The sequence below is a fragment of the Streptococcus sp. GMD4S genome (assembly GCF_000296955.1).
Map to the genome: position 1 here is coordinate 1 of NZ_AJRE01000210.1, position 1550 is coordinate 1550.

Below are 1550 nucleotides of genomic sequence, written 5' to 3' on the forward strand. Positions count from 1 at the left end.
GGTAAAGTTCAAGCGCACATAATAGTTAATATCCACCCCATAGAGATTTTCCAAGGTATGAATCGACGAGTCTACTCCATAAATCCCTGCATGGGTCAATTTGTCCTTTTGATTGTTTCCTCCATCCGCAATCGGAACATAGGAATCACGAGGAGTTGTAGTGAGAAGGATTTTCTTGGTATCTCGATTCACAGTCATTAGAATATTCACATCAGAACGCGAAACGGAACTAATCGGACCATAGGTATCAATACCGCTCACATAAATATTGAAAGCTTTATTCTTCGATACCTTTGGTGCCGCAACATCCTTAGTTAATTGTTTTGTATAGATTTTTTTGATTTTTGAAGCATAATCTGGATACTCTGCTTCAATGATATTTTCAAAGACACTATTTAAGACAATTGCTTTCGTTTCACCAGAAAGCAGACTCTTATAAGCTGCTAGGTAAGAAGTCGCTTTCTCAACTGTCAAGTCCTTACTCTGGCTGGTCTTAATATCTGCTAACAACTTTTGAATATTGTCATTGTCTGTCTCTGTTGGCCCCGTAACCGTATCCAGTTGAGTCACATTATTGATCTCACTATCTTTCAAAACGACCACACTGATTGAATACTCTGAGTAGTTTGAGGTCGCATTGATATGATTGGTAAAACCGACAAACTGTTGCAAAGCATAGAGAGAAACGGAGCTAACTACGATAGCAAGTGTCAAAAAGAAAACCGTAAACTTCTCGGCTTTTTTATACACTATCAGAAGGATTGCAATTACAGCAGAAATGAGAATAAGAACCGCCGTAAGGATATTGAGGTACCGAAAAGCTAAGATATTATGTTTAAAAATCAAGAACAGCAAAAAACCACCCAACAGTAGATAAATGGTTAATAAGACTATGTTAATATTTCGTTTCATGTTGCCAGAACGAGCTCTCTTTGAACGTCTACTCATGATAATCCCCTATACACGTTAATAGTTATAAATATTATATCACAATCATGATGGAAATTCCATCCATCCTTGCTATTTTCAGCGTTTTCATTCGCTTTTGTTCTCTTAAGTTGCTCTGAAATATAAGCAAAGTTCCGAATGCCATTCTGCACAAAAAGACAAGGCGCTCAGGGGCAACCTTGTCTGTAATCTTATTTTACGTGGTTTTCAAACTCTTTTTGGCTCTTTTCGATAGCTTTTTTACTTTCTTCTTCCCACTTAGCCTTGGCTTCATCAAATTGTTTCTTGGTAACAGGGTCTTTTTGTAATCTCATGTACTTATAATTATTTCCGTCACCCTTGATTCCCACTAGGGAGTAGGCACGTGTAAACGGAGTTACTTTGGTTACAGAGGCTGTACCACCATTTGACATAGCAGACATAACTAGAGAATTGTCAATCATCCAAGCTTGAGCTTCAGCGTATTTTTCATAACGCTTAGTGACATCTTTATTCTCAGCATCTGCTTCTTTCAGGAGTTGTGTATAGGTATCGAGCCCCAAACTCTTAATGAGCTCTTGGTCTTCCTTGGCATCAAGACCAAAAATCTTGAGATAGAAGCC

1 protein-coding gene and 1 pseudogene are annotated in these 1550 nt (G+C 38.1%); both read right to left on the minus strand.

Annotated elements, in window-relative coordinates; all coding sequences use genetic code 11:
* The coding region (locus GMD4S_RS08695) for an LCP family protein (RefSeq protein WP_000091226.1) at positions 1–948 on the minus strand (948 nt) is incomplete at its 3' end.
* A gap of 191 nt (positions 949–1139) precedes the next feature.
* Positions 1140–1550 (minus strand): annotated as a pseudogene (locus tag GMD4S_RS13545) (peptide ABC transporter ATP-binding protein); the annotation flags it as partial.